Genomic DNA, 7198 nt, shown 5'->3' on the forward strand with positions numbered 1-7198 from the left:
CGGATTTCCGCCAGCCTCCGCGCCGGCCGTCGTCGATGCTGGACGCATGCACAACGGGATGCACACCGACCGCGAGCGGTGCCTGCGCGCCGTGCAGTCCAAGGACGCACGGTTCGACGGGTGGTTCTTCACCGCCGTCCTGACCACCGGCATCTACTGCCGGCCCAGCTGCCCGGTGGTTCCGCCCAAGCCCGAGAACATGACCTTCCACCCGAGCGCGGCCGCCTGCCAGCAGGCCGGCTTCCGCGCCTGCAAACGCTGCCGCCCCGACACCAGCCCCGGCTCCCCGGAGTGGAACCACCGCGCCGACCTCGTCGCCCGCGCCATGCGGCTGATCGCCGACGGCGTCGTCGACCGCGAGGGCGTCCCCGGGCTGGCCGCCCGCCTCGGCTACAGCACCCGCCAGATCGAACGCCAGCTCCTCGCCGAACTCGGCGCCGGCCCCCTGGCGCTGGCCCGCGCCCAGCGCGCCCAGACCGCCCGGCTGCTGATCGAGACGACCGCGCTGCCCATGGCGCGGATCGCCTTCGCCGCCGGCTTCTCCTCCCTGCGCGCCTTCAACGACACCGTGCGCGAGGTCTACGCCCTCACCCCGACCGGCCTGCGCACCCGCGCCGGCGGCGGCGCCCCGCGCCACGGCACCGGCGGCACCCCGGGCGCGCTGACCCTCCGCCTGCCCTTCCGCGCCCCGCTCCACCCCGACAACCTCTTCGGCCACCTCGTCGCGACCGCCGTGCCCGGCGTGGAGGAGTGGCGCGCGGGCTGGTACCGCCGCACACTGCGCCTCCCCCACGGCCACGGCATCGCCGCCCTCGCCCCCCGCCCCGACCACGTCGCCTGCCGCCTGAACCTCACCGACCTGCGCGACCTGCCCGCCGCGATCAGCCGCTGCCGCCGCCTGCTGGACCTGGACGCCGACCCGGTCGCCGTCGACGAACAACTCCGCGCGGACCCGGTCCTGGCCCCGCTGGTGGACAAGGCGCCCGGCCGGCGGGTCCCGCGCACGGTCGACGAGGCCGAGTTCGCCGTGCGGGCCGTCCTCGGCCAGCAGGTCTCCACGGCCGCCGCCCGCACCCACGCCGCCCGCCTGGTCACCGCGCACGGCGAGGCGGTGGACGATCCCGAGGGCGGACTCACCCACCTCTTCCCGGCGCCGGAGGCGCTCGCGGCGGCCGACCCGGAGTCCCTGGCGATGCCCCGCGCCCGCCGCACCACCCTCACCACCCTCGCCCGCCACCTCGCCGACGGCACCCTGCGCCTCGGCGTCGACAGCGACTGGCCCGCGGCCCGCGCCCGCCTCCTGGCCCTGCCGGGCCTGGGCCCCTGGACGGCCGACGTCGTCGCCCTGCGCGCCCTCGGCGACCCCGACGCCTTCCTCCCCACCGACCTCGGCGTCCGCCGCGCCGCCCGCGACCTGGGCCTGCCGTCCACGCCCGCCGCGCTCACGGCCCGCGCGGCACCCTGGCGGCCGTGGCGGGCGTACGCCGTCCAGTACCTGTGGGCGACGGACGGCCACCCGATCAACACCCTGCCCCTCTGAAGTCCCCGCAGAGTTTCGAGAACCCGGAAGTCCTCATGAAACAGCACACGGTCATCGACAGCCCCTACGGGCCCCTCACCCTGGTCGCGACGGACGGCGTCCTGTCCGGCCTCTACATGGACGGCCAGCGCCACCGTCCCCCGCAGGAGACGTTCGGCGTGCGCGACGACCGGCCCTTCACCGAGGCCGTCGAGCAGCTCGAGGCGTACTTCGCGGGCGAGCTGAAGGAGTTCACCGTCCCGCTCCGCCTGGAGGGCACCCCGTTCCAGCGCCGCGTGTGGGACCAGCTGCGCCGCATCCCCTACGGCGAGACGCGCAGCTACGGCGACCTCGCCGCCGCCCTCGGCAGCCCCGGCGCCTCCCGCGCCGTCGGCCTCGCCAACGGCCGCAACCCCGTCGGCATCATCGTCCCCTGCCACCGTGTCATCGGCGCGAGCGGCAGCCTGACCGGATACGGCGGCGGACTGGACCGCAAGCGGCGACTGCTGGAGTTCGAGCGGGCGGCGGCGCTGTTCTAAAGAGAGAGCGCCGCTCTGGCGGGGGAGCGCTGCTCTGATGGAGGGGGCGCTGCTCTGACAGGGGAGCGCCGTCCTGGCGGGGAGAGCGCTGTTCCGGCGGGGAGGTGGAAGGGAGGCGGAGGGGGAAGGGGGCGCGGGGCCGGAAGTGGCGGAAACGAACCGTTGCGGCTCCGCCCCGGGTCGCGCAGCCTGGGAGAGGTGATGGGAGCGCTCCCATCACCTCTCAGGACTTCCCCCCACGGAAAGAGGAAGACCATGCGCTGGCACGGCAAGGCTTGTCATGATCATGCTTACCTTGGCCGGTCGTCCGCCCTCCTGCTGAGCCTCCTGGCGGCCGTCCTGCTCTGCCTCGTCCCCGGCAGCGGAACGGCGAGCGCCCACGGCTCGGTCGTCAACCCCGCGTCCCGCAACTACGGCTGCTGGCAGCGCTGGGGCAGCGACTTCCAGAACCCGGCGATGGCGACACAGGACCCCATGTGCTGGCAGGCGTGGCAGGACAACCCCAACGCCATGTGGAACTGGAACGGCCTCTACCGCAACGGCTCCGCCGGCAACTTCCAGGCCGTCATCCCCGACGGCCAGCTCTGCAGCGGCGGCCGGACCGAGGCCGGCCGCTACCGCTCGCTGGACACGCCCGGCCCCTGGAAGACCACCGACGTCGGCGGCACCTTCACCGTCCAGCTCTACGACCAGGCCAGCCACGGCGCCGACTACTTCCTCGTCTACGTCACCCGTCAGGGCTACGACCCCACCACCCAGCCCCTGAAGTGGAGCGACCTCCAACTCGTCGCCCGCACCGGCAAGTACGCCCCCAGCCAGAACTACTCGATCCCCGTGACCACGTCCGGCTACACCGGCCGCCACGTCGTCTACACCATCTGGCAGGCCTCCCACATGGACCAGACGTACTTCCTGTGCAGCGACGTGAACTTCGGCTGACCCCGGCACGGCCCTGACCGCCGCCCGCCACCCCGCACCACCGTCCGCCACCCCCCACCGCCCCCGCCGGACAGAGCCGCGTCCGGCGGGGGCCCGGCCGTCGGCCGCCACCCCGCCGCGCACCCGGAGGGCGATCAGGCGGCCGCCTCCCGCAGCCGGTCCAGCAGGGCCGGCAGGGCCGTGCCGATCGGCTCGCGGACGATCTCGTCGGCGCGGTCGTCGTACGGGGTCGGCTCGGCGTTGACGATGACGAGGCGGGCGCCGTGGTCGGCGGCGAGACCGGCGAGGCCCGCGGCGGGCTGGACCTGGAGGCTGGTGCCGACGGCGAGGAAGACGTCGCAGGCCCGGGTGACGGCCACCGCCTCGCCGAGGACGGCGGGATCCAGGTGCTCGCCGAACATCACCGTCGCCGGCTTCAGGATGCCGCCGCACTCCCGGCACGGCGGATCCTCCTCGCCGGCCTCGACCCGGGCCAGCGCCTCCTGCAGGGGGCCGCGGGCACCGCACCGCGTGCACACCACGCTCCGGGCGCTGCCGTGCAGTTCGAGCACCTTGCGGGCGGGCATTCCGGCGAGCTGGTGCAGGCCGTCGACGTTCTGGGTGATGACCCGCACCGGCACCCCGGACCGCTCCAGCTCGGCGATGGCCCGGTGGGCGGCGTTCGGCCGCGCCCGCAGCGTCCCGCTCTGCCGCCGCATCCGCCAGGAGCGGCGCCGGATCTCCGGGTCGCTCATGTAGTACTCGTACGTCACGAGTTTCTCGGCCTCGGGATCCCGCCGCCACAGCCCGTTGGGCCCGCGGTAGTCCGGGATGCCGGAGTCGGTGGAGATGCCGGCGCCGCTGAGGACGGCGACGAGGGGCTTGGTCATGCGACCGAGCGTAGGCCGGGGCCCGGCCGGGCCGCGAACCGGTTTGTCACCGGTCCACGCGGCGGCCGTTCTCCAGCTCCGCGGTGCCCGAGCCGTCGGCGAGGACGTCGAGGGCGGCCAGGACGCGGCCGTGCAGGGCGCCGAGGAGATGGGCGGAGAGGTCCTCGCGGGAGACCAGGCGCCAGGACAGCAGCTCCTCCTCCTGCAGGCGGATGGCCTTGAGGTCCTCCTCGGCCAGGACGCCGCCGTCGTACAGGTACGCGACCAGCGGCGGGCGGCCCGGGCCCCGCACCCAGTCCACGGCGAGCAGCCGCCCGGGCTCCCGGTCCAGTCCGATCTCCTCCAGCGTCTCGCGCCGGGCTCCCTGGCGCGGGGTCTCGCCGTCGTCGGACTCGATCGTGCCGCCCGGCAGCGCCCAGCCCTCGCGGTAGTTGGGCTCCACGAGCAGGACCCGCCCCTCGGCGTCGCGGAAGAGGACGGCGGCCCCGGCCAGGACGCGGGGCAGACCGGCGATGTACGTGGCGAAGTCTGGAGTCGTGGTCATCCAGGAAGGGTAACCAGCCCGCGCGCCCTCAGATCTCCGCCTCCGACTTCCCGGCCTCCGCCTCCGACTTCCCGATCTCCGCCCGCACGGCCTCTTCCTCCGCCTTCGCCCTTGCCGCCGCCTCCTGCTGCGCCCGCGCCAACCGCACCGTGCGTTCGGCGAGTTCGCTGATCCGCACTCCGTCGAAGCCGAACACCGCGCTGCGGACCGTGTCCTGCAGGGGGTCCTTCCAGTGCGCCGGGATGGCCCGCGCGCCGTTGAGGACGCCGGCGACGGAACCGGCCGTGGCGCCGTTGGAGTCGGTGTCGAGGCCGCCGCGGACGGTCAGGGTGATGGTGCGGGTGAAGTCGCCGTCGCCGTAGAGCAGCCCGGCGGTGAGGACGGCGGCGTTGGGCACGGTGTGGATCCAGCCCAGGCCGGAGGTCTCCTCGGTGACCGTGGCCAGCGTGTCCTCCCAGGTCATCCGGGCGTCGTGGAGGGAGAGCACCCGGCGCACGGCGCGGGCCAGGCGGCTGCCGGCCGGGACGACGGAGAGCGCCGTGTCCAGGGCGGAGCGGACGGTGGGCGCCGTGAACGCCGCCGCGATCAGCGCGGCCGCCCACATGGCGCCGTAGACGCCGTTGCCGGTGTGCGACAGCACCGCGTCACGGCGGGCCAGGGCGGCGGCGCGGCGCGGCTCGCCGGGGCAGGTCCAGCCGTGGATGTCGGCGCGGATCAGGGCGCCGATCCACTCCTGGTAGGGGTTGTCGTACGTGGCGGTCAGCGGCGGCTTCAGGCCGTTGGCGAGGTTGCGGTACGCGGCCCGCTCCGCGGTGAACGTCTGCAGGTACGGCAGCCGCAGCAGCCACAGGTCGCCGACCTGCTCGGTGCTGAAACCGAAGCCGTGGGTCTCCAGCAGGTCCAGGCCGAGGATGGCGTAGTCGATGTCGTCGTCGCGGCAGCTGCCGTGGATGCGGCCGCGCACGCACTGGCGCCACTCCGGGCGCAGCTGCGCGCCGGTGCTCTCGTCGAGGGGCTCGGGCAGGTAGTCGGTGAGCGGCAGCGCCGAGGCCCGCCGCAGGTAGCGGTCGATGCGCTCCCGCGTCCACACCTCGCCCTGTTCCACCGGCTTGCCGAGCATGTTGCCCGCGATCCGGCCGAGCCAGCCTCCCAGGACGCGGTCGGCCAGATCCGGTTCGGTGCCCACTGGAGTCATGGTTCCGGTGTACCCGTTCGGCGGGCCGGCCGCGCGGACACGATCGGCTGAATCCGCGCCGGTGTGCGCGAGCCGTCCCCGCGCCGGCACGCGCGAGCCGTTCCCGGGCCGGTGCGCGCGAGTCGTTCCCGGGTCGGCACGCGCGGGTCGTTCCCGGGCCGGTGGTGCGGCAGTGTCCGCGGTGCGGGCGGGGCATGCGGTGCGGGCGGGGCATGACGGGGCGGGTGCCCCGCGGTTAGGGTCACAGCGGCGCGACCGCCCCGGCGTGCCCGGCGCGCGGGGCCCGGAGAGCAAGGGGACCGACAGAGTGGCTGACGCTGCAGCGGGCGGGACCCGCCGGACGGGGCGGGTGCTCGTCGCCGCGGACAAGTTCAAGGGGTCGCTGACGGCCGTGCAGGTCGCGCGGTGCGTGACGGAGGGCCTGCGCCGGGTGGTGCCGGACGTGGAGGTCGAGGCGCTGCCCGTGGCCGACGGCGGCGACGGGACGGTGGCCGCGGCGGTCGCGGCCGGATTCGAACGCCGTAAGGTGCGGGTCGCCGGACCCCTCGGCCGGGAGGTGACCGCCGCCTTCGCGCTGCGCGGCGGCACCGCCGTCGTGGAGATGGCGGAGGCCGGCGGTCTGCGGCGGCTGCCGGCGGGAGTGTTCGCGCCGCTGACGGCGTCCACGTACGGCGCCGGGGAACTGCTGCGGGCCGCCCTGGACGCGGGGGCGCGCACGATCGTGTTCGGGGTCGGCGGCAGCGCCACCACCGACGGCGGCGCCGGGATGCTGACCGCGCTCGGCGCGCGGTTCCTCGACGCGGACGGCGAGCCGGTCACGCCGGGCGGCGGGGGACTGGCCGACCTGGCCTTCGCCGACCTCTCCGGCCTCGACACGCGCCTCCGCGACGTGGAGCTGATCCTCGCCGGCGACGTCGACAACCCGCTGACCGGACCGAAAGGCGCGCCCGCCGTGTACGGGCCGCAGAAGGGCGCCTCCCCGGACGACGTGGAAGCACTGGACGCGGCGCTCACGCACTACGTCGAGGTGCTCCGGGCGGCGATCGGACCCCGGGCGGCGGAATGCGCCGAGGCCCCGGGGGCCGGGGCGGCCGGCGGCATCGGGTACGGAGCGATGCTGCTCGGCGCGCGGTTCCGGCCCGGCATCGAGGTCATGCTGGACGTGCTCGGGTTCGCGCCGGCCCTGGAGCGGGCCGGACTGGTCATCACCGGCGAGGGGTCCCTGGACGAGCAGACCCTGCACGGCAAGGCCCCGGCGGGCGTCGCGGCGGCGGCCCGGGCGGCGGGCAAGGAGGTCGTCGCGGTGTGCGGGCGTCTCGCCCTGTCCCCGGAGGCGCTGGAGCGGGCCGGGATCCGGCGGGCGTACCCGCTCACCGGGGTCGAACCGGACGTGGCCAGGTGCATCGCGGAGGCGGGCCCGATCCTGGAGCGGGTGGCGGAGCGGATCGGGCGGGACTTCCTCGTCTGACGGAGCGGGAGGGATTGCCTGGCCCGACGATCAGGCCGGACTTCCTGGCGCGACGGCCGGCCGGGCCGGTGTCCACTCCCGGGCCTGGGCCGTCCGGGTCGTCGTCGGCCGCCGGTCCGGGCGGT

7 protein-coding genes are annotated in these 7198 nt (G+C 75.4%); 4 read left to right on the forward strand and 3 right to left on the reverse strand.

Annotated elements, in window-relative coordinates; translation table 11 throughout:
- Window positions 1–58 precede the first annotated feature (58 nt).
- The 3 genes from IE225_RS29520 to IE225_RS29530 all read left to right on the forward strand — a co-directional run bounded on the left by IE225_RS29520 (window position 59) and on the right by IE225_RS29530 (window position 2997).
- On the forward strand, window positions 59–1540 hold the full coding sequence (locus IE225_RS29520) for an AlkA N-terminal domain-containing protein (RefSeq protein ID WP_190060712.1): 1482 nt from the start codon (window positions 59–61) through the stop codon (window positions 1538–1540).
- A gap of 35 nt (window positions 1541–1575) precedes the next feature.
- Window positions 1576–2058: a methylated-DNA--[protein]-cysteine S-methyltransferase gene (locus tag IE225_RS29525; RefSeq protein ID WP_190060704.1), complete on the forward strand. Its 483-nt coding sequence runs from the start codon at window positions 1576–1578 to the stop codon at window positions 2056–2058.
- Between the two features lie 255 nt (window positions 2059–2313).
- Complete coding sequence (locus IE225_RS29530) at window positions 2314–2997, forward strand: lytic polysaccharide monooxygenase auxiliary activity family 9 protein (RefSeq protein WP_190060705.1); 684 nt, start codon at window positions 2314–2316, stop codon at window positions 2995–2997.
- 134 nt (window positions 2998–3131) lie between these two features.
- Here IE225_RS29530 and IE225_RS29535 read toward each other — a convergent pair whose 3' ends face one another.
- The 3 genes from IE225_RS29535 to IE225_RS29545 are packed head-to-tail and all read right to left on the reverse strand — an operon-like array spanning window position 3132 to window position 5605.
- Window positions 3132–3866 carry an SIR2 family NAD-dependent protein deacylase gene (locus IE225_RS29535; protein WP_190060706.1) on the reverse strand — a complete coding sequence of 245 codons (735 nt, stop codon included), beginning with the start codon at window positions 3864–3866 and terminating at the stop codon, window positions 3132–3134.
- A 46-nt stretch (window positions 3867–3912) separates the two neighbouring features.
- A complete protein-coding gene (locus IE225_RS29540; RefSeq protein ID WP_190060707.1) occupies window positions 3913–4410 on the reverse strand; it encodes an NUDIX domain-containing protein in 498 nt (165 codons plus the stop codon).
- A gap of 28 nt (window positions 4411–4438) precedes the next feature.
- Window positions 4439–5605 (reverse strand): ADP-ribosylglycohydrolase family protein, encoded by a 1167-nt coding sequence (locus IE225_RS29545; RefSeq protein WP_190060708.1) that lies wholly within the window; start codon window positions 5603–5605, stop codon window positions 4439–4441.
- A 349-nt stretch (window positions 5606–5954) separates the two neighbouring features.
- On the opposite strand from IE225_RS29545, the gene IE225_RS29550 reads away from it, so the two are divergent.
- Complete coding sequence (locus IE225_RS29550) at window positions 5955–7073, forward strand: glycerate kinase (protein WP_190060713.1); 1119 nt, start codon at window positions 5955–5957, stop codon at window positions 7071–7073.
- Window positions 7074–7198 lie beyond the last annotated feature (125 nt).

Origin of the sequence: Streptomyces echinoruber (genome assembly GCF_014651135.1) — a bacterium.
Taxonomy (GTDB): domain Bacteria; phylum Actinomycetota; class Actinomycetes; order Streptomycetales; family Streptomycetaceae; genus Streptomyces; species Streptomyces echinoruber.

Excerpts from the sequence above, each read along its gene's own strand:
- IE225_RS29525 (WP_190060704.1), top strand. The coding sequence starts at position 1,576 with ATGAAACAGCACACGGTCATCGACAGCCCCTACGGGCCCCTCACCCTG.
- IE225_RS29530 (WP_190060705.1), top strand. The coding sequence starts at position 2,314 with ATGCGCTGGCACGGCAAGGCTTGTCATGATCATGCTTACCTTGGCCGG.
- IE225_RS29535 (WP_190060706.1), bottom strand. The coding sequence starts at position 3,866 with ATGACCAAGCCCCTCGTCGCCGTCCTCAGCGGCGCCGGCATCTCCACC.
- IE225_RS29540 (WP_190060707.1), bottom strand. The coding sequence starts at position 4,410 with ATGACCACGACTCCAGACTTCGCCACGTACATCGCCGGTCTGCCCCGC.
- IE225_RS29520 (WP_190060712.1), top strand. The coding sequence starts at position 59 with ATGCACACCGACCGCGAGCGGTGCCTGCGCGCCGTGCAGTCCAAGGAC.
- IE225_RS29545 (WP_190060708.1), bottom strand. The coding sequence starts at position 5,605 with ATGACTCCAGTGGGCACCGAACCGGATCTGGCCGACCGCGTCCTGGGA.